This window comes from Staphylococcus rostri (assembly GCF_002902145.1).
GTDB classification, from domain to species: Bacteria; Bacillota; Bacilli; order Staphylococcales; family Staphylococcaceae; genus Staphylococcus; species Staphylococcus rostri.
In genome coordinates this window covers 1-21602 of sequence record NZ_PPRF01000031.1, presented here as the reverse complement: position 1 = coordinate 21602, position 21602 = coordinate 1, and the positions used below count along the sequence as shown (strand labels likewise).

The 21602-nt window shown below is 39.2% G+C and carries 13 protein-coding genes and 1 pseudogene; all 14 read left to right on the top strand.

The annotated features are described in order from the left end of the window. The first annotated feature begins 109 nt into the window (after positions 1 to 109). On the top strand, positions 110 to 2092 hold the full coding sequence (gene uvrB, locus CD122_RS05255; RefSeq protein ID WP_103357948.1) for an excinuclease ABC subunit UvrB: 1983 nt from the start codon (positions 110 to 112) through the stop codon (positions 2090 to 2092). 5 nt (positions 2093 to 2097) lie between these two features. Continuing rightward, on the top strand, positions 2098 to 4941 hold the full coding sequence (uvrA, locus tag CD122_RS05250) for an excinuclease ABC subunit UvrA (RefSeq protein WP_103357947.1): 2844 nt from the start codon (positions 2098 to 2100) through the stop codon (positions 4939 to 4941). A gap of 3 nt (positions 4942 to 4944) precedes the next feature. Beyond that, positions 4945 to 5292: an SHOCT-like domain-containing protein gene (locus CD122_RS05245; protein WP_142381181.1), complete on the top strand. Its 348-nt coding sequence runs from the start codon at positions 4945 to 4947 to the stop codon at positions 5290 to 5292. Positions 5293 to 5509: 217 nt separating this feature from the next. After that, on the top strand, positions 5510 to 6454 hold the full coding sequence (gene hprK / locus CD122_RS05240) for an HPr(Ser) kinase/phosphatase (RefSeq protein ID WP_103357945.1): 945 nt from the start codon (positions 5510 to 5512) through the stop codon (positions 6452 to 6454). Continuing rightward, the gene (lgt, locus tag CD122_RS05235) at positions 6451 to 7299 is read left to right on the top strand and encodes a prolipoprotein diacylglyceryl transferase (RefSeq protein WP_103357944.1); all 849 of its coding nucleotides are present in this window, start codon (positions 6451 to 6453) and stop codon (positions 7297 to 7299) included. The genes hprK and lgt overlap by 4 nt, the downstream gene beginning before the upstream one ends. A gap of 1 nt (position 7300) precedes the next feature. Continuing rightward, a complete protein-coding gene (locus tag CD122_RS05230) occupies positions 7301 to 7786 on the top strand; it encodes an acyltransferase (RefSeq protein WP_103357943.1) in 486 nt (161 codons plus the stop codon). A 20-nt stretch (positions 7787 to 7806) separates the two neighbouring features. After that, positions 7807 to 9243 carry a tetratricopeptide repeat protein gene (locus CD122_RS05225; protein WP_103357942.1) on the top strand — a complete coding sequence of 479 codons (1437 nt, stop codon included), beginning with the start codon at positions 7807 to 7809 and terminating at the stop codon, positions 9241 to 9243. 62 nt (positions 9244 to 9305) lie between these two features. Beyond that, the gene (gene trxB / locus CD122_RS05220) at positions 9306 to 10238 is read left to right on the top strand and encodes a thioredoxin-disulfide reductase (protein WP_103357941.1); all 933 of its coding nucleotides are present in this window, start codon (positions 9306 to 9308) and stop codon (positions 10236 to 10238) included. 182 nt (positions 10239 to 10420) lie between these two features. Continuing rightward, the gene (rapZ, locus tag CD122_RS05215; RefSeq protein ID WP_103357940.1) at positions 10421 to 11335 is read left to right on the top strand and encodes an RNase adapter RapZ; all 915 of its coding nucleotides are present in this window, start codon (positions 10421 to 10423) and stop codon (positions 11333 to 11335) included. After that, positions 11332 to 12348 (top strand): gluconeogenesis factor YvcK family protein, encoded by a 1017-nt coding sequence (locus CD122_RS05210; protein ID WP_103357939.1) that lies wholly within the window; start codon positions 11332 to 11334, stop codon positions 12346 to 12348. The genes rapZ and CD122_RS05210 overlap by 4 nt, the downstream gene beginning before the upstream one ends. Before the next feature lie 20 nt (positions 12349 to 12368). Beyond that, on the top strand, positions 12369 to 13313 hold the full coding sequence (gene whiA / locus CD122_RS05205) for a DNA-binding protein WhiA (RefSeq protein WP_103357938.1): 945 nt from the start codon (positions 12369 to 12371) through the stop codon (positions 13311 to 13313). A gap of 580 nt (positions 13314 to 13893) precedes the next feature. After that, positions 13894 to 15657, top strand: a complete 1764-nt coding sequence (locus CD122_RS12505; RefSeq protein WP_169926465.1) for a fibronectin-binding protein FnbA — start codon at positions 13894 to 13896, stop codon at positions 15655 to 15657. 473 nt (positions 15658 to 16130) lie between these two features. Further along, positions 16131 to 16239, top strand: a pseudogene (locus tag CD122_RS12635) (YSIRK-type signal peptide-containing protein); the annotation flags it as partial. Positions 16240 to 16629: 390 nt separating this feature from the next. Then, positions 16630 to 21602, top strand: a 4973-nt coding sequence (locus CD122_RS12140; protein WP_103357936.1) for an SdrD B-like domain-containing protein, incomplete at its 3' end; no start/stop codon positions are given.

Sequence of the window (21602 nt, the reverse complement as noted above, 5' to 3'; positions counted from 1 at the left end):
TAAAAGGGTATACTAAAATGAATAATTAAAAAACGAACAGATGTTTGTATTTTTATCTTAAGTTTTGGTAAAATAGCAGTACGATTATGTGATGAGGAGACGAGTGTGCATGGAGCATCATGATTTTAAAGTGGTATCTCAGTTTGACCCACAAGGTGATCAGCCGCGTGCAATTGATGAGCTTGTACAAGGTATTAAAGAAGGTAAACGCCATCAGACGCTATTGGGTGCGACTGGGACGGGTAAAACATTTACGATGAGTAATGTGATTAAGCGAGCAGGTAAACCAACGTTGATTATCGCGCACAATAAGACGCTCGCAGGACAACTATATAGTGAGTTTAAGGAATTCTTTCCTGAAAATAGAGTCGAGTATTTTGTCAGCTATTATGATTATTATCAACCGGAAGCATATGTTCCTTCGACAGATACATTTATTGAAAAAGATGCGTCGATTAACGATGAAATTGATCAATTGCGTCACTCAGCGACAAGTGCGCTATTTGAACGTGATGATGTCATTATTATCGCAAGTGTCAGCTGTATTTATGGTTTAGGGAATCCGGAAGAATATAAAGATTTAGTTGTAAGTATTCGTTCGGGTATGGAAATGGATCGCAGCGAGTTATTGAGAAAGTTAGTGGATGTTCAATATACACGTAACGATATTGACTTCCAACGCGGAACGTTCCGTGTGCGTGGTGACGTGGTTGAGATTTTCCCAGCGTCACGTGATGAATTGTGTATTCGTGTAGAATTTTTCGGTGACGAGATTGATCGTGTAAGTGAGATTAACTATTTAACGGGAGAAGTATTGCGTGAACGTGAACACTTTGCGCTATTCCCAGCCTCTCACTTCGTTACACGTGAAGAAAAAATGAAAGTCGCAATTGAAAGAATTGAACAAGAACTCGCGGAACAACTTGAAAAACTGCGCAGTGAAAATAAATTGTTAGAAGCACAACGTTTGGAACAACGTACGAACTATGACCTTGAAATGATGCGTGAGATGGGCTTCTGTTCAGGAATCGAGAACTATTCAGTTCATTTAACATTACGTCCGCTCGGTTCGACACCATACACGTTGCTCGATTATTTTGGCGATGATTGGTTGATTATGATCGACGAGTCGCACGTGACATTGCCACAAATTCGTGGGATGTACAACGGGGATAAAGCACGTAAAAGTGTGCTTGTTGAACATGGTTTCCGACTACCAAGTGCGCTCGATAACCGTCCGTTAATGTTTGAGGAGTTTGAAGAAAAAGCACATCAACTTGTATATGTATCAGCAACGCCAGGACCTTATGAAATGGAACATACGGATGAAATGGTCGAACAAATTATTCGTCCAACTGGTTTGCTTGATCCGAAAATTGATGTCCGTCCATCGAAAAATCAAATCGATGACTTATTAAGTGAAATTCAGACGCGTGTTGAACGCAATGAACGTGTGCTCATTACAACATTAACGAAAAAAATGAGTGAAGACTTGACGACGTATTTGAAAGAAGCGGGCGTGAAAGTCAACTACTTACATTCTGAAATTAAGACGTTAGAGCGTATCGAGATTATTCGTGACTTACGTATGGGAACGTTTGACGTATTAATCGGTATTAACTTATTACGAGAAGGGATTGATATTCCGGAAGTATCGCTTGTCGTAATATTAGATGCAGATAAGGAAGGGTTCTTACGTTCGGAACGTTCACTCATTCAGACGATTGGTCGTGCAGCGCGTAACGATAAAGGTGAAGTTATCATGTACGCCGATAAGATTACGGATTCGATGCGCGTGGCGATTGATGAAACAGAACGTCGTCGTGAAATTCAAATGGCTTACAACGAAAAACATGGCATTACGCCACAAACAATTCATAAGAAAATTCACGATGTCATTAGCGCGACTGTTGAAACGGATGAAACGAACGAAGCAGAACGCAAAGAAGTACCGAAGAAAATGACGAAGAAAGAACGTCAAAAAACAATCCAAAATATTGAAAAACAAATGAAAGAAGCAGCAAAAGCATTAGACTTTGAAAAAGCAACGGAATTGAGAGATTTATTATTTGAACTTAAATCAGAAGGGTGACATAGATGAAAGGACCATCAATAGTAGTCAAAGGGGCACGTGCCCATAATTTAAAAAATGTAGATATAGAACTGCCCAAAGATAAGTTTATTGTGATGACGGGACTGTCAGGTTCAGGTAAGTCATCATTGGCATTTGATACAATTTATGCGGAAGGGCAAAGACGTTATGTAGAGTCATTGAGTGCCTATGCACGTCAATTCTTAGGACAAATGGATAAGCCAGATGTTGATACAATTGAAGGGCTATCACCAGCAATTTCAATCGATCAGAAAACAACGAGTAAAAACCCACGTTCTACAGTGGCGACTGTTACAGAAATTTATGATTATATTCGTTTGTTATATGCGCGAATTGGCAAACCGTTTTGTCCAGAGCACGGTATTGAGATTGAATCACAAACAGTGCAACAAATGGCGGATCGTATTATGGAATTAGAAGAGCGTACTAAAATTCAATTATTGGCACCAGTTGTTAGTCATCGTAAAGGTACACATGAAAAATTGTTAGCCGATATTAGTAAAAAAGGGTATGTTCGTGTGCGCTTAAATGGCGAAATTATGGATATTACCGATGTGCCTGCGCTCGATAAAAATAAAAATCATACGATTGAAATTGTGGTAGACCGTCTTGTCGTTAAGCCAGGTATTGAGACACGTCTAGCGGATTCTATTGAAACGGTACTCGAGTTATCAGAAGGGCGTCTCGTTGTTGATGTCATTGGCGGCGAACCACTCGAGTTCTCTGAAAAGCACGCATGTCCAATTTGTGGCTTTTCAATCGGCGAATTAGAACCACGCATGTTTAGTTTTAACAGTCCGTTTGGTGCTTGTCCTTCATGTGATGGTCTCGGTCAAAAGCTCACTGTCGATGTGGATCTTGTAATTCCTGACCGTACGAAAACATTGGCAGAAGGTGCGATTTTACCTTGGGAGCCTAAGAGTTCAGATTTCTATCCAACGCTGTTAAAACGCGTATGTGAAGTGTATAAAATCAATATGGATAAGCCGTTCGGTAAGTTAACAGAGCGTCAACAAAATATTATTTTATACGGTTCTGGCGACAAAGAAATTACGTTCACATTCAATTCGCGTTCGGGTGACAAACGTAAGCGTACGATGCCGTTTGAAGGTGTTGTCCCCAACATTGAACGTCGCTTTAAAGAATCGCCGTCTGAATACACGCGTGAGATGATGCGTAAGTATTTAGCAGAACAGCCTTGTGAAACGTGTCATGGCCAACGTCTTAGTAAAGAAGCATTGTCTGTGTATGTGGCAGGCAAAAATATCGGTGAAGTGGTATCGCAATCCATTCGTGAGGCGCTCGCGTACTATGAAAATATCGAGCTGTCAGAACAAGATGCACAAATCGCACGTCTTATTTTAAAAGAGATTACAGCACGCTTAACATTCTTAAATAACGTTGGTTTGGATTACTTAACGTTAGACCGTGCTTCTGGTACGTTATCAGGTGGCGAGGCACAACGTATTCGATTAGCGACACAGATCGGCTCACGCTTATCTGGTGTGTTGTATGTGCTTGATGAGCCTTCAATTGGGCTACATCAACGTGACAATGACCGCCTGATTCAAACGTTGAAAGAGATGCGTGACTTAGGTAACACGCTTATCGTAGTTGAACACGATGAAGATACAATGTATGAAGCAGACTACCTTGTTGATATTGGACCAGGTGCAGGTGTGCATGGCGGTACGGTTGTCGCAAGTGGTACACCGAAGCAAGTGATGAAAAATAAAAAATCATTAACAGGACAATATTTAAGTGGTGCCAAGTATATTCCAGTCCCTGAACATCGACGTGAAGTGACAGACCGTAAAATTAGTATTAAAGGTGCACGCAGTAATAATTTAAAAAATGTCGATGTAGACTTTCCGTTATCCGTGATGAATGTCGTGACAGGTGTATCAGGTTCTGGTAAGAGTTCGCTCGTTAACGAAGTGTTGTACAAGTCGTTGGCAAAAGTAATCAACCGTTCCAAAGTACGTCCTGGCGATCATGATGAAATCACAGGTGTTGAAGAACTCGATAAAATCATTGATATTGACCAGTCTCCAATTGGACGTACGCCACGTTCGAACCCAGCAACGTATACAGGTGTATTTGATGATATTCGTGACGTTTTCGCGTCAACAAACGAAGCCAAAGTACGTGGCTATCAAAAAGGACGTTTTAGCTTTAACGTTAAAGGTGGTCGTTGTGAAGCGTGTAAAGGTGACGGAATTATCAAGATTGAAATGCATTTTTTACCAGATGTCTACGTGCCATGTGAAGTGTGTGAAGGCAAACGCTATAATCGTGAGACATTAGAAGTCACATATAAAGGCAAAAGTATTGCGGATGTGTTAGCGATGACAGTAGAAGATGCGACACAGTTTTTTGAAAATATTCCTAAGATTAAACGCAAATTACAAACTTTAGTAGACGTTGGACTCGGTTATATTACGTTAGGTCAACCTGCGACAACACTTTCTGGTGGGGAAGCGCAACGTGTGAAGTTAGCGTCAGAGCTTCATAAGCGTTCAACAGGCCGTTCTATTTATATTTTGGATGAACCGACAACAGGATTACACGTTGACGATATTCAGCGTTTATTGAAAGTCTTAAACAAATTAGTGGAAAATGGCGATACAGTTGTTATTATTGAACATAACCTAGACGTCATCAAAACGGCAGACCATTTGATTGACTTAGGTCCTGAAGGTGGCGATGGTGGTGGTACGATTATTGCGACAGGTACACCGGAAGAAATCGCAGACAATGAACAGTCATACACAGGTAAGTATTTGAAACGTATTTTAGAACAAGATAAAGCACGTACGGAGGGATAAATGATGCAAGCAGCAAAAGTAAAGGTATTGGAACTTTTAGCAGACGGCAAAATTAGTGTAGATGATGCGACGATGTTGTTAGACGCGATGGGACAAGAAGATGCGACAGCACAACAAGAACAAACAGCGAAAACAACGCAAGAAGACAAAGGTGCGGAAACAGCACAACAGATTGAAGATTTTGTGCGCGATACATTTCAAAATGTGACAGATACAGTGCGTAAAGGTGTTCAAACAGCGGATGAACAGTTGAAAAAAGCGAAAGAGAATGGTGGCGATTCAGCTGCTGATCCATTCCAACAACTTGAAAAAACATTACGTGACTTGAGCGACCGCTTAAATAAGAAATAGGTTGCATAACGAGATAAGATAAATGAAAAGTCATTGTTCGGCTACACAATGTAACGAGCAATGGCTTTTTTGTGACGTATACCAAAATGGATATGACGATTTATTTGGAATACACTCATTTCCAATTGTGAATCTATTGTGATTTCTATTATTCGTTTCCCAGTTCGATATACAATTTGATATGATAGAGTGGAGCTACATAAAATGAGGTGAAGAGATGTTAACAACCAAAGATGTCGTTACGCGTTTTAATTTGAATGTTGTGTCGGGTGAAGGTGGCTTAAATCGCCCAATTCACAATACCGATATATCACGACCAGGCTTAGAAATGGCGGGATATTTCTCACATTATTCATCTAATCGCATTCAAGTATTAGGTACGACAGAATTGTCTTTTTATAATTTATTACGTGATGAAGAACGTAAAGGGCGTATGCGTAAGTTATGTCGCCCAGATACACCAGCAATTATTATTACGCGCGGACATGAAGCGCCGGAAGAATTAATTCGTGCCTCAAAAGAAACGGATACGCCACTATTGTACGTTGATGAAGCAACTACGCGTGTTATGGGACGTTTGACAACATTTTTAGAGCACGAATTGGCAAATTCAACATCCCTTCACGGTGTATTAGTGGATGTCTATGGCGTCGGTGTCCTTATTACGGGGGATTCGGGTGTCGGCAAGAGTGAAACAGCACTTGAACTCGTCAAGCGTGGTCATCGACTGGTCGCGGATGATAACGTTGAAATTAAAGAAGTCGTTAAAGATGAGTTAATCGGTAAATCGCCTGAAATCATTCGACATCTATTAGAAATCCGTGGTCTCGGTATTATTAACGTCATGACATTGTTTGGTGCGGGTTCGATTTTATTAAAGAAACGCATTCAACTGAATATCAATCTCGAAACATGGCGTGAAGGTAAGATGTACGATCGTGTCGGACTCAACGAAGAAACATTACGTATTCTCGACACGGATATTACGAAAAAGACGATTCCAATTCGTCCAGGACGTAACGTTGCGGTCATTATAGAAGTCGCCGCAATGAATTATCGTTTAAACGTGATGGGCATTAATACTGCTGAAGAATTTAATGAACGTCTCAATGCGGAAATTTTGAAAAATAGTCAACAACAGAAGCAAGGTGATAAGTTATGATCGCGTATATTGATCCTGTCGCTTTTCAACTCGGTGGATTGTCAGTAAGATGGTACGGTATCATCATTGCATCAGCGATTTTGTTAGGCTATGCGATTGCGCAATGTAGCGCGAAAAAAGTGGGCTTTCAAGAAGATGATTTAGTCAACTTATTAATCGTGTGTGTCATCGTTGCAATTATGACAGCACGCTTGTATTTTGTATTGTTCCACTTGGATTATTACAGTCAGTATCCGGCTGAAATTCCAATGATATGGCAAGGTGGTATTGCGATACATGGTGGTTTACTCGGTGCCTTTGGTATGGGGATTTACTACTGTTATCGTAAAAATTGGCATCCTTTACAAGTTGCGGATATCGTAGCCCCAAGTATTATTTTGGCACAAGGTATCGGACGTTGGGGTAACTTTATGAACCATGAAGCACATGGCGGACCAGTGACGAAAGCTTTTCTTGAACAGTTGTCATTGCCGAAGTTCATTATTGATAATATGTATATTGACGGTCAGTACTATCATCCAACGTTTCTCTATGAATCCATCTGGAATGTGATTGGATTCGTGTTGTTAATCGTGCTGCGTCGTCATTTACGAATTGGTGAGACATTCGCGCTCTACTTAATCTGGTATTCAATTGGACGTTTCTTTGTCGAAGGATTACGTACAGACAGTTTGATGTTGACAGAGACGATTCGTATCGCACAAGTGATGTCCATCGTACTCATACTTGTCGGCATCGTCTTAATTGTCATTCAACGTATGTCTAAGCAAGCAGTGTTGTATCGCAATGCGAATGTGCTGTCATGGCCAGGACGTGCAGCGTATCCTAAGAAGGGACGTCGATAAAATGGCACGACGGCTCACAACGATTCAGACTGAGCATCGCAATCCGCTCTGGTATTTATATCGCTACATTCGCTTTACAAAAATGTTCAAAAACACACTCATTATCGAAGTAACGCGCTATGTACCATTCGTCAGTTGGAAACGTGCCATTTATCGTCATTTATTAAAAATGGATATCGGCACACAAACCGCATTTGCTTTCAAAGCCTTACCTGACTTGTTATATCCAGAACGCATCAAAATTGGCAACAATGTCATCATTGGGTATAATGCTACAATACTAACGCATGAATTTGTCATTGGGGCATTACGTGTCGGCAACGTAACAATTGGCGATAATACCCTGATTGGTGCCAATGTAACAATTCTGCCCGGTGTGACAATTGGTAATAACGTGCGCATCGGCGCTGGCAGTGTCGTATCTAAAGATGTACCAGACCATGCGACGGCGTATGGTGCGCCATTACAAATATATTTGAAAAACTAGAGAGAAAAGAGGTGACAAGGATGACACAAGAGCATAAAGTGATACCTTTCAATCAAGATGTAACCATTTATCACAAAATCGCAACGCAAAAGTTTCGTCAACAAGACTATGACAAAGCACGCCAGTATTTAGAAAAAGTGTTGGAATTGTCACCTGACCATTTTGAAGCAAGACAACAACTCGCAATCTGTTATGAAAAGTTGCGTCATGTACGCAAAGCTGAAGCACTCTACTACGATGCAATCAGTGAAGGACGAGACCTTGAAGATTCTTACTATGCGCTCAGCCAATTGAACATCACGTTAAACGAACCAAACAAGGCATATTTATTTGGTTTGAATTACGCTTTTACTTCGGGTGATGAGGACTATCGAGATGAATTGGAAAGTATGTTTGATGTCTCTTTTCATGAGGAAGAGGAATTACAACAAGAAAGTCAGTTATTTACCGTACAAGTAATTTTTCAATATTTATTTGGTGAAGGGCGTTTGTTAGATGCAAGGTCCTATATTTTAAGACAAGATGAAGCGATACAAGAGAATCGTATCGTACGTAACTTAATGGCAATGTGCTATCTGTATTTGAATGAAAATCAGCTGGCGAAAGAGATGTATGAAAGGTTACTGCGCGAAGATCCATCCGATGTGTATGCGTTGTGCCATTATACATTGTTGTTACACAATATGAACGAGCAACAGTTGTTTGAACGCTATGTACAACGGCTCAATAAAATTATGCCGATGAACGATGATGAGACTTTCAAGCTCGGTATTGTTTTGAGTTACTTGAAACAGTATGAGGCATCACAACAATTGCTCGTGCCACTGCATCGTAAAGGGAAATTTCAAACATTCCAATTGTTCAACGCCTTGTCGGTTAACTATTATTACCTGGGAAATAAGGCGCAAAGTGAATATTTTTGGGATAAGTTAGCAGCGTTTAGTCGTGCATATCCAGGTTTGCCGCCTTGGGTCATTGATTCACGTATTGCATATTTTGATGAACATATCGCACCACTATTGATGAGTGATGACCAGCATCGATGTCTTTATGGTTTGTTCTTATTGAATCAGTTGAACGGTAAGGAAGTATTGATGACACGTGATGTGTGGGCAATTTTAGAATCTTTGGGTGATTACGAAAAGTTATATTTATCGTATTTGATTCAAGGATTGCATTTGACGAAATTGGATTTTATTCATCGCGGTATGTTGGCACTTTATGAAGTTGAAACGACGCAACATGAAACAGCGCTGTATCTCAGATGGATTGCATATGCGGAAGATTTGTTAGCAACGGATATTGATCGAGAAACGGTAACACCATATATTGCCGCTGTCACATTTTTATATTTTAATACGACTGACAAGCGTCAAAGCAAAGAAAGTTGTTGTCAGATGTTCGATGTGACGGAAGAAAGCTTTTCAGAAGCACTCGACATGCTGATGAGCATATAATTTTAGACAGTGAGATAAATATCGTAAAATAACTATGATCAGAATAAGAGGAGGAACCATCCATGTCAGAACAAGTAAGATATGATGTTGCGATTATTGGTGCAGGGCCAGCAGGAATGACTGCAGCTGTATATGCATCACGTGCAAATTTAAATACAGTGATGATTGAACGCGGTATGCCAGGAGGCCAAATGGCAAATACAGAAGAAGTAGAGAACTTCCCTGGTTTTGAAATGATTTCGGGTCCTGACCTTTCAAATAAAATGTTCGATCACGCGAAAAAATTCGGTGCAGAGTATAAATACGGCGATATTAAAGGTATTGAAGACAAAGGTGACTACAAAGTAATCGACCTTGGTTCAAGTCAAGTTGAAGCGACAGCAGTAATTATCGCAACAGGTGCAGAATACAAAAAAATTGGTGTGCCTGGTGAAGAAGAACTTGGTGGCCGAGGTGTCAGCTACTGTGCAGTATGTGATGGCGCATTCTTTAAAAATAAAAATGTCTATGTTATCGGTGGTGGCGACTCAGCCGTTGAAGAAGGTACATTCTTAACAAAATTCGCTGATAAAGTAACGATTGTACACCGTCGTGACCAATTACGTGCGCAAAAAATCTTACAAGACCGTGCATTCAAAAATGAAAAAATCGACTTTATTTGGAATCATACGCTTAAATCAGTCAACGAAAAGGACGGTAAAGTGGGTTCATTAACACTTGTATCAACAGAAGATGGTTCAGAACAAACAGTTGAAGCGGATGGCTTATTCGTCTATATCGGTATGAAGCCACTTACACAACCATTTATGAATCTTGGTATTACAAATGATGCAGGTTACATTGTCGCAAACGATGATATGAGTACAGCGGTTAAAGGTATTTACGTTGCGGGTGACGTACGTGAAAAAGGTTTACGTCAAATCGTAACAGCAACAAGTGACGGTAGTATCGCAGCACAAAGTGTTCAAGCGTATATCGAAGCATTAGAAGACTAAGCAACGAAACAATTAGATAAGCACATATAAAGACTGAACCATTGGCGTTCAGTCTTTACTTATGAGCACGGCTTATCAGAAATTAAATGTGAATGAAATAGATGAATTTTGTAAGACGGCTACTACTTAGGTCTGTTTTCATGTACACTAAAAGAGACTAAAATGGGATGGTGGTTATATATATGCAAGGCACAGAAAATAAAGAAATAACTAAAAGAGAATTAATTATCGTAACGGGTTTGTCAGGTGCAGGAAAGTCTGTCGCAATCCAAAGCTTAGAAGACTTAGGATATTTCTGCGTTGATAACTTACCGCCAATTTTACTGCCAAAATTTATTGAATTAATGGTTGATGGGACACCGTCATTACAAAAAGTTGCGATTGGAATAGACTTACGCGGACGTGAATTTTTCCAAAGTTTTGTTCAAGAAGTGAATAAAATTAAAGATGATGCACAAGTTCAAGTGAACATCTTGTTTGTAGATGCAGAAACGAAAAAATTGATTTCACGTTATAAAGAAACACGCCGTCAACATCCATTACAAAAGAAAACTGGATTAACTTTGATGGAAGCCATTACGGAAGAGCGTCAATTGTTGTCAGAAGTGCATAGTATGGCGAGTTTTACTGTTGATACAACAAAGCTGACACCGAAGCAGTTAAAAAAGCGTATTGCTGACTATTTCAATCAATCTGAAGATCCTTCATTTACAATTAATGTGACGAGCTTCGGCTTTAAACATGGTATTCAGATTGATGCGGATATCGTGTTCGACGTACGCTTTTTACCGAATCCCTACTACATTGAATCACTACGCCCGTTAACGGGGATGGACGCGCCAGTGTATGACTATGTGATGAAGTGGGAACAGACAGAGACGTTTTATCAAAAATTACTCGACTTATTGCGTTTCACAATTCCGGGTTATCAGAAGGAAGGCAAGTCGCAACTCGTCATCGCAATTGGCTGTACAGGCGGTCAGCATCGTTCAGTTTCTTTGGCAAATCGTTTAGCAGAAGAATTACAGCAAATATATGACTATAATATATATGTGTACCATCGCGATGCACACATTGAAAGTGGAGAGAAAAAATGAAACAGCTCAAATTAGTGCTAATTGGTGGCGGAACAGGACTTTCCGTATTAGCAAGAGGGTTAAGATCGTTTCCAATTGATATTACAGCTATCGTTACTGTCGCAGATGATGGTGGGAGTACAGGGAAAATTCGTCATGAGATGGACATTCCTGCACCTGGTGATGTGCGTAATGTACTTGCCGCTTTAAGTGATGCCGAGCCAACTTTAGAACAGTTATTCCAATATCGTTTTGAAGAGGATAAGATTAGCGGGCATTCACTCGGTAATTTATTAATCGCAGCGATGACCAATATTACACATGATTTTGGGCATGCTGTAAAAGAACTGAGCAAAATTTTAAATATTAAAGGTCGTGTCATTCCTTCAACTGTGTCAAGTGTCGCTTTACATGCAGAAATGGAGGACGGCGAGATTGTTATAGGCGAATCAAGTATTCCGAAAAAGCACAAAAAGATTAAACGTGTCTTTTTGGAACCAGCAGATGCTGAACCGATGAATGAAGCGGTGGAGGCATTGCGAGACGCCGACTTAATCGTGTTAGGACCTGGTTCATTATATACAAGTGTTATTTCAACCTTGTGTGTTAATGGTATTAGTAAAGCGCTTGTGGAAAGTGATGCGAAAAAATTGTATGTGTCGAATATTATGACACAGCCGGGCGAAACAGACGATTATACCGTTGTAGACCATATCGATGCGATTCATCAACAACTCGGTCGCAATGTATTAGATTTTGTTATCGCAAATGAATTGAAGTTTGATGAAAAAATATTAGAAAAGTATGAAGAAAAAGGGTCAAAACCTGTATTATATAATGAAACAGAATTAAAAGAACGCGGCGTTGAGCTAGTGACAGGTAAAGACTTGGCACTTATCTCAGAAAATCATCACGTCCGTCATCGTACGGAAATATTGGCAGAGATGATTTATGAAATCGCCCTTCAAGAAATCAGTACCATCGAGTTCGATCCAGATCAGTTAAAATCGACACGGCATGGTGACAGACATTAGAGAGAAAGGATGTCAATCATATGAGCTTTGCATCGGACATGAAAAATGAATTAACGAGAGTCGAAGTGAATAATGATGATGCCATGGCAGAGCTCAGTGCGTTGATACGTATGAATGGTGCACTCAGCCTGTCCAATCAGCAATTTGTTATCAATATTCAAACGGAAAATGCGACAACTGCACGACGCATTTATTCGTTAATTAAGAAAGTATTTAACGTAGAAGTTGAAATATTAGTACGCAAGAAAATGAAACTCAAAAAGAACAATATTTACATTTGTCGCATTAAAATGAAAGCACGTGCTATTTTAGATGAACTAGGCATACTGAAAGAAGGTAGTTTTACGCATGACATCGATCCAGCAATGGTTGCGACTGATGATATGCGACGTAGTTATTTAAGAGGTGCTTTCCTCGCAGGTGGCTCTGTGAACAACCCTGAAACGTCATCGTACCATTTGGAAATTTTCTCATTGTACGAAAGTCATTCTGAAGGTTTGACAGAGTTGATGAACCAGTACGGTTTAAATGCGAAAAAGTTAGAGCGTAAAAAAGGCTGGATTACGTATATGAAAGAAGCAGAACGCATTGCGGAATTTTTAAGCCTTATTGGAGGTTATCAAGCCTTACTTAAGTTTGAAGATGTACGTATTGTTCGTGATATGCGTAACTCTGTAAACCGTCTTGTAAACTGTGAAACGGCGAATCTAAACAAAACAGTGAGTGCTGCGATGAAACAGGTTAAAAGCATTGAGCTGATTGATGAAGAGATTGGCTTAGATAACTTGCCAGATCGTTTACGAGAAATCGCCAAATTACGTATTGAGAATCAAGATGTCTCTTTGAAAGAATTAGGTGAAATGGTCAGTACAGGAACTATCTCCAAATCTGGTGTGAATCATCGTTTGCGCAAACTGAATGAAATGGCAGATAAAATTCGAAACGGCGAACGCTTTGAAGTGTAAATTTGAATAATAGCGGTTAGAAATAGGCATATAGGTCTTGAGAAATAGACGTGTATGCTTATTTTTTTGTGCTTTTAGAGCAGTAACAATATATTAAAATAGCAACAATCTCTATTAGAAAATACTAATAAGGAGTTTTATTACACAATCAGAAAATACGTATCAATATAAAAATAGTTGTTAAAAATTCTCTCATAAAACTTAATTATAACTAAAAATGCGATAAATAGTCCACTAAATATAGCGTTTGATATTTCAGAATAATTATAAATGAATATTTTAAGAGTATTTATAGATATTTTTCGAAATAATTGTAAAAAAGTCAGGAATTCTATTGATTAAAATACTATTGTGATATATGATATTCAAATAGTAATATAATATTACTTTTAGAAAAAGGAGTGTTTTATTTGAACAAAAAAATGGACTTTCTTCCAAATCGTAAAAACAGATATTCGATTAGGAGTACACGATTGGAACTGCATCTATTTTAATCGGTGCCACTTTAGCTTTAGGTATCGCGAATGATGATGTCCAAGCCGAAGAAAAAGACGCCGCAGCTGAAGTATTAACGACAACAATGACGAATGATGAACCAGTTGATAACACGACAGAAAATAATCAGACAGCAGAAACGACAACAAATGAAACGGCAACGAATGATACAGCATCAACTGTAGAAGAAGCAGTACCGACTAATGAGGTAACGACTGAAGCAAACACAGCAGAAGAAGCAGCGACTAACGAAGAATCAACAACTAATGAAGAAGTTGCGCCGACAAGTGAAGAAGTAGCAAAACCAGAAGCAACAGCTGAGTCAACATCTGAAGAAGCGCCTGTAACTGAAGAAGTTGAAGCGAAAGCAGAAGAGACTGTGGAACCGGTATCGCAACCGACGATTACAGCGAGATCAGCGAACACTGAACCGGCAACATCTGGAACAGCTTTTCGTTCAGTAGGTGACACAGCAACACCTAGTGATGCAACAGGTCAATTAGTGAATGATAAAGTAATTATGAGTAGCTTTAACCTTGAGCGTAAACCTTTTTATCCAAATAGTGGTGAATCACTTAATTTTAGTGGTGCATTTAAAGTAGAGGGTAATGTAAGAGAGAATGACTATTTCACGTTTGTATTGCCAGAAAATTTAAGTTTAAATGGTGATGTTGATTTTACAAATGTTGGTAGTATTTCATCTTTACCTGATTTGTATAGTAGAGAAGGTCAATTAGTCGCAAAAGGTTATTATAACGAAGAAAACAAAACAGGAACGTATGTATTTACAGATTATGTTAACGACAAAGATAATATTACAGGTGATTTCACGTTACCAATCTTTGCAGACCGTGAAAGCTCGCCAATGAATGGCACATACAATGTGGAATTCAACATGGCGAATACAAGATACGTTGGAGATGTCATTATTGATTACGGCAATCCAGCACAAGGTAATGAGTACGGTGCAAATATCACTTCAACAATTACTGGTATTGATATTTCATCTGGTCAAAATGAATATGAACAAACGATTTATGTTAACCCAATGGAACGTAACTTAAAGAATACGAAAGTAACGATTCAAGGTTATCATGATGATGCGACACAAAGTAGCACTGTTATCAACAAAGATTTAACAAACATCAAAGTTTATGAAGTAGTAAACGGTGAAAAAATTACGGATAGTTACTTTGTAGATACGACAAATCCTAATTTTGTAGATGTAACTAAGGATGTATTACCATATGTAACGTATAACAATGACAATACAATGACAATTGATTTTGGTAATATCAATAAAACATATATTGTAACTGTCGATGGTCATTTCCAAGATAACGGTCAAAACGTTAAAACAAGAGTTAAAATGTATACTGAAGATGCGTATACAGGTAATCGCAGTGACTTCTACTGGGATAACGAAAACTTCATTTACGATGGTTCAGGTAACGCAAATGGTGACCAAAGTATAGATGAAAGTGATGCCGATGCTGATTCAGATGCGGATAGCGATTCGGATGCAGATAGCGATTCAGACTCGGACAGCGACTCAGATTCTGATAGTGATTCCGACTCAGATTCAGATAGTGATTCAGATTCAGACAGCGACTCAGACGCAGATAGCGATTCCGATGCAGATAGCGATTCAGATGCTGAACATGATCATGATGGAAATAATGACAAGGATTCAGATAACAAAAATCATAAAGGTACTGACAAAGGTCAATTACCAGATACAGGTAATGAAAATGGCATGAATGGTACGTTACTTGGTTCATTATTTGCTGGATTAGGTGCATTATTCTTAGGAAACAGACGTCGTCAAAAACGTGACGAACGTTCATAATAAGTATGTATAAGTAAAGCCGTGCGCATTTTGCACGGCTTTTTGATTTGCTTTAAATAGAAGAATTGTGAAATGAAAAAGATAGTAATGAGATTTAGTGATAGAAAGGAGATGGGTCTTAATAGGAACATTCAATTTAAGATTGAAAATTTATGTAGAAGGTAGTGGTTGTTTGATATAAAAATACAATTTTAAAATCTTTTTTCACACCCGCTCTCAGAATAAAATAATAATTTTAAACTAAAAATATCTCTGTGAATATCAATATAAATACTCGGTTTTTAACAGGAAATATTTAACAAAGTTCACATTTTTATCTTATGTAAATAAAATCATTAAAAGCCTTAAAAGTATTTACATATACATTATTTGTGAAATCCAGGTCTAATAATACTTTAAAATACGATTTCACATTGATTACATTACTTTTATAATATATGATATTTTAATAGTAATACTATATTATATGTTGAATGGGAGTGTTAATTTTGAAGAGAAAACTTGATTTCTTACCTAATCGAAACAACAGATACTCGATTAGGAAGTTTACTGTCGGTACCGCATCCATTTTAATTGGTGCCACTTTAGTTTTCGGTGTCGCAAATGATGACGCGCAAGCTGAAGAAAAAGATGCTGTTGAAGAAACAGTGTCGGCATCGGATGATTTGGATGTACCAGATGAAGAAAATGAAACGACAGAAGTTTTAACAGATGATTTAGCTGATAATACTCAACAAAACGCCGAAGAAGTATCTATAACTGAAACAGCTAATGTGACAGAAGAAAATAAAGATGCTGACGGAAAAGAAAATGTTGAGTCTGCGGTAACTAATGAGGACACAACGCCTGATAGTAATGAACTTGAAAAACAACAAGTACGTAAAACAGAACCTTCTAATGAAACAACACCTGATACGAATACCCTTGAAAATAATAGCGCAACAGTTGAACGTGTTGACAGAACCCCTATTAATGAAACAACACCAACAGAAACATCAACTCCTACAGATACAACAAACAGAGCCAACATCTATTTCCGCAAGTAATGTAGAAAGAAACCACATCGAAGAAACGCCTAATATCCCAACAAGTAATATCAATGTAGAAAATACGCGCACTGAAGCTACTACACCACGTACGTCATTTAGAAGTGTGAGTGCATATTCTACGTCATTCCGTGCTGCCGAAACACCATCTGGTAGAAATGTGAATGATAAAGTAACTGTATCAAATATTAACACAGTTGTTAAAACAGCTAAGGGTGGTACAAGAGACCAATTTTGGCCTCAAAGTGGTGATTATTTAGAATTCTCAGGTAACTACACAGTCGCAAATGATGTACACGCTGGAGATTATATGACGTTTAACTGGGGAAAATACTATCGCCCAGGTGGTTTACAAATGCCACCAATAGCAGTTGATTTGTATAGCAATGACGGAAAAATTGTCGCAAAAGGTTCTTATGACCTAGCAACTAATACATCAACATATACATTCACAGACTATGTAGATAAATTGGATGATGTAACAGGTAGCTTTAAAATTACAGGTTATGAAAATAAAAAAGAAAATACAATCGATAAAAGAACATATCCGATTGAATTGAATCTTGCGGGTGAAACGTATAGAAAAGATATTGTGATTGACCATGGTTTAAAACCAGATAGCTACGTTCAAGGGAATGCAAATTATATTGATAGACAAACAAATGATCAGTATATGACAACGTACTTGAATCAACGTGGTGACGTATTAGATGCGCAAAAATTAGATATTGTAGTTAAAGGATATCAGGTTGATAAGTCGAGTATTCAAGTCTACAAAGTTACAAATAATAGTCAGTTTTGGGCAAATGGTAACCCAGACACAAGTCGATTAGAAAAAGTACGAATCCGTGCTAACGGCATCACAATGAGTGCAGATGGAACAAAAGCAACAATTAATCCATCAGTTATACCGTTCAATAGAAGACAACAGTATATTGTTACGTATAAGCTAATTCGAACAGTCGATGATGCGAAAAGCAGACAAGTTACAAATGAATTACGAAATGTCGCAAAAAATAATCAAATTACGCAATATCACAATTATTATCCTGGTATTTTCAGTGATGTTTCGGATGCTGAAGGTAAACCAAGTATCCCAACGCCACCACCACTTTATAAATTAGGTGACTATGTATGGGAAGATACGAATAAGGATGGTATTCAAGATGCCAATGAACAAGGTATTGCTAATGTACCTGTAATCTTAAAAGATGCTCAAGGTAAAGAAATTAAACGTACTACAACAGATCAAAATGGTAAATATATCTTTGAAGGTTTAGAAAAAGGTAATTATACAGTTGAATTCGGTACTCCAGCCGGCTATATTCCAACAAGTGTTGATCAAGGTGGCAATGATTCAGCTGACTCAGACGGTTTAAGCGTTAATGTAAATCTTCAAAACGACAACCTAACAATTGATTCAGGTTTTTATAAAGAACCGAAACTTAAGTTAGGTGATTACGTATGGGAAGATACAAACCGTGACGGTATTCAAGATGCCAATGAACCAGGTATCGCCAATGTACCAGTTATTTTAAGAGACAGCCAAGGTCTTGAAGTTGCAAGAACAACAACAGATGAAAATGGACGTTATTTATTCGATAACTTAGACAAAGGTAAGTACACAGTTCAATTCGGTACTCCAGAAGGTTACATTCCAACAAATGCAAATCAAGGTAATAACGATGCTGTAGACTCAGACGGTTTAACTGTAAGTGTTGACCTTCAAAATGATGACCTAACAATCGACTCAGGTTTCTATAAAAAGCCGAAACTTAAGCTAGGTGACTATGTATGGGAAGATACGAATAAAGACGGTGTTCAAGATATTAATGAACAAGGTATCCCAAATGTAACTGTTGTATTAAAAGATGCTCAAGGTAGAGAAATTGGACGAACAACGACAGATGAAAATGGTAGATACATCTTTGAAAACTTAGATGAAGGTAACTATACAGTAGAATTTGGAACACCAGATGGTTACACACCTACAAAAGTTAACCAAGGTGGAAATGATGTTGTTGATTCAGATGGTCTTAAAGTTAACGTAGATCTTAAAAACGATGACTTAACAATCGACTCAGGCTTCTACAAAGAACCTAAGTTAAAACTAGGTGACTATGTATGGGAAGATACTGATAGAGATGGTGTTCAAGACCCAGACGAAAAAGGTATTTCAGATGTCACAGTTATCTTGAAAAATGACAAAGGTGAAGAAATCGGACGAACAACGACAGATGAAAATGGTGGATACAGTTTTGAAGAGTTAGATCCAGGTGACTACACAGTAGAGTTCGAAACACCAGAAGGTTACAGACCAACGACACCAAATCAAGGTGGTAACGATGAAAAAGATTCAGATGGTACAACTGTAAAAGTGACACTTGAAGAAGATGATGTAACAATCGACTCAGGTTTCTACAAAGTACCTAAGTTAAAATTAGGTGACTATGTATGGGAAGATACGAATAAAGATGGTGTCCAAGGACAAGATGAACAAGGCATCGCTGGTGTCACTGTTATCTTGAAAAATGATAAAGGCGAAGAAATTGGACGTACAACAACTGATCAAGACGGTAAATACTTATTTGAAGATTTAGATGAAGGTAAGTATACAGTTGAATTTGAAACACCAGAAGGTTATATTCCAACAACTGCGAACCAAGGCGATGATGCAGCTGATTCAGATGGTCTTAAAGTTAACGTAGATCTTAAAAACGATGACTTAACAATCGACTCAGGCTTCTACAAAGAGCCTAAATTAAAACTAGGTGATTATGTATGGGAAGATACGGATAAAGATGGTATCCAAGACCCAGACGAAAAAGGTATTTCAGGTGTCACAGTTATTTTGAAAAATGACAAAGGTGAAGAAATCGGACGTACAACAACAGATGAAGACGGTGGATACAGCTTTGAAGAGTTAGATCCAGGTGACTATACAGTTGAATTCGAAACACCAGCTGGTTATACACCAACAACACCAAATGAAGGTGGAAATGATGAAGAAGATTCAGATGGAACAGTTGTTAAAGTAACGCTTGAAGAAGACGATATGTCTATCGATTCAGGTTTCTATTTAGAAGATTCTGACGCAGATGCTGATTCAGATTCAGACAGCGATTCTGACTCAGATAGCGACTCAGATTCAGATAGTGATTCAGACTCAGACAGCGATTCAGACTCGGACAGCGACTCAGATTCAGATAGCGACTCTGACTCAGATTCAGACAGTGACTCAGATTCAGATAGCGACTCGGATTCAGACAGCGATTCCGACTCAGACTCAGATAGCGATTCCGATTCAGATAGTGACTCCGATTCAGATAGCGACTCAGACTCAGATAGCGACTCAGACTCAGATAGTGACTCGGATTCCGACAGCGATTCTGACTCAGACTCAGATAGTGACTCGGATTCCGACAGCGACTCAGACTCAGACAGTGATTCCGACTCAGATAGCGACTCGGATTCCGACAGCGATTCTGACTCAGACTCAGATAGTGACTCGGATTCAGATAGTGACTCAGACTCGGACAGCGACTCGGATTCAGACAGCGATTCAGACTCAGATAGCGATTCCGATTCAGATAGTGACTCCGATTCGGATAGCGACTCAGACTCAGACAGCGATTCCGATTCTGATAGTGACTCAGATTCCGACAGCGACTCCGATTCTGATAGTGATTCAGATTCAGACAGTGATTCCGACTCAGACAGTGACTCGGATTCAGACAGTGACTCGGATTCAGACAGTGACTCGGATTCAGACAGTGATTCGGATTCAGATAGCGACTCTGACTCAGATTCAGACAGTGACTCAGACTCAGATAGCGATTCCGATTCAGACAGCGACTCAGATTCAGATAGTGATGCCGACTCAGATAGCGATTCAGATTCGGACAGCGACTCTGACTCAGACAGCGATTCCGATTCAGACAGTGACTCCGACTCGGACAGCGATTCTGACTCAGATAGTGATTCCGATTCAGATAGTGACTCCGACTCAGACAGTGACTCAGATTCAGATAGTGATTCCGATTCAGACAGTGACTCAGATTCGGACAGCGACTCTGACTCAGATAGTGACTCAGACTCAGATTCAGACAGTGACTCCGACTCAGACAGCGATTCTGACTCAGATAGCGACTCAGATTCAGATAGTGATTCAGACTCAGACAGCGATTCAGACTCGGACAGCGACTCAGATTCAGATAGCGACTCTGACTCAGATTCAGACAGTGACTCGGATTCAGACAGTGACTCGGATTCAGACAGTGACTCCGACTCAGACAGCGACTCAGACTCAGATAGCGACTCGGATTCAGACAGTGACTCAGATTCGGACAGCGACTCTGACTCAGACAGCGACTCAGATTCAGATAGTGATGCTGACTCAGACAGCGATTCCGACTCAGATAGCGACTCGGATTCCGACAGTGACTCCGACTCGGACAGCGATTCTGACTCAGATAGTGACTCAGATTCCGACAGTGATTCAGATTCAGATAGTGACTCAGATTCCGACAGTGACTCAGACTCAGATAGCGATTCCGACTCAGATAGTGATTCCGATTCAGATAGTGACTCCGATTCAGATAGCGACTCGGATTCAGACAGTGACTCAGATTCAGATAGCGACTCGGATTCGGACAGCGACTCTGACTCAGACAGCGATTCAGATTCCGACAGTGACTCCGACTCGGACAGCGATTCTGACTCAGATAGTGATTCCGATTCAGATAGTGACTCCGATTCAGATAGCGACTCAGACTCAGTAAATGACTCGATCTCAGACTCATTAAGTGATTCGGTAAACGATTCAATCTCAGATTCAGTGAGTGATTCAAGTAGCGATTCAATATCAGATTCAGTGAGTGATTCAAGCAGCGATTCAAT

Bases quoted from the DNA above. Each gene is read 5' to 3' on its own strand.
- CD122_RS05225 (WP_103357942.1), top strand. From the start codon at position 7,807: ATGACACAAGAGCATAAAGTGATACCTTTCAATCAAGATGTAACCATT.
- uvrA (WP_103357947.1), top strand. From the start codon at position 2,098: ATGAAAGGACCATCAATAGTAGTCAAAGGGGCACGTGCCCATAATTTA.
- uvrB (WP_103357948.1), top strand. From the start codon at position 110: ATGGAGCATCATGATTTTAAAGTGGTATCTCAGTTTGACCCACAAGGT.
- whiA (WP_103357938.1), top strand. From the start codon at position 12,369: ATGAGCTTTGCATCGGACATGAAAAATGAATTAACGAGAGTCGAAGTG.
- trxB (WP_103357941.1), top strand. From the start codon at position 9,306: ATGTCAGAACAAGTAAGATATGATGTTGCGATTATTGGTGCAGGGCCA.
- lgt (WP_103357944.1), top strand. From the start codon at position 6,451: ATGATCGCGTATATTGATCCTGTCGCTTTTCAACTCGGTGGATTGTCA.
- CD122_RS12505 (WP_169926465.1), top strand. From the start codon at position 13,894: ATGACGAATGATGAACCAGTTGATAACACGACAGAAAATAATCAGACA.
- hprK (WP_103357945.1), top strand. From the start codon at position 5,510: ATGTTAACAACCAAAGATGTCGTTACGCGTTTTAATTTGAATGTTGTG.
- CD122_RS05230 (WP_103357943.1), top strand. From the start codon at position 7,301: ATGGCACGACGGCTCACAACGATTCAGACTGAGCATCGCAATCCGCTC.
- CD122_RS05245 (WP_142381181.1), top strand. From the start codon at position 4,945: ATGCAAGCAGCAAAAGTAAAGGTATTGGAACTTTTAGCAGACGGCAAA.
- rapZ (WP_103357940.1), top strand. From the start codon at position 10,421: ATGCAAGGCACAGAAAATAAAGAAATAACTAAAAGAGAATTAATTATC.
- CD122_RS05210 (WP_103357939.1), top strand. From the start codon at position 11,332: ATGAAACAGCTCAAATTAGTGCTAATTGGTGGCGGAACAGGACTTTCC.